The organism is Pedobacter sp. N36a (genome assembly GCF_014472395.1).
Classification (GTDB): Bacteria; Bacteroidota; Bacteroidia; order Sphingobacteriales; family Sphingobacteriaceae; genus Pedobacter.
Genome location: NZ_JACSZW010000078.1, coordinates 1 through 299 on the forward strand (window position 1 = coordinate 1; position 299 = coordinate 299).

Sequence of the window (299 nt, forward strand, 5' to 3'; positions counted from 1 at the left end):
GACCGTTTAGGCACCTTCGAACCTAAGGTTGTTCCCAAACGCCAGTTGATCATTACCGAGGAACTGGAAGGTAATATTCTCTCGATGTATGCCATGGGTATGAGTACCCGGGCCATGCGGGATTACATACAGGAAATGTATGCTATGGATATTTCTGCAGCTGAGATCTCCAGGATTACAGACAGTGTACTACCAGCGGTGCAGGAGTGGCGGAACCGTCCGCTTGAAGCGGTTTATCCATTTGTGTTCCTTGATTGTATGTTTTTCAAAGTCAGGGTAAATGGAGTGGTAGAAACCCC

General features: G+C 47.5%; 1 protein-coding gene. It reads left to right on the forward strand.

Annotation, left to right across the window (positions count from 1 at the left end; all coding sequences use genetic code 11):
* Window positions 1–299 (forward strand): transposase (locus H9X96_RS22600; protein ID WP_187668445.1); only part of this gene is annotated, 299 nt, incomplete at both ends.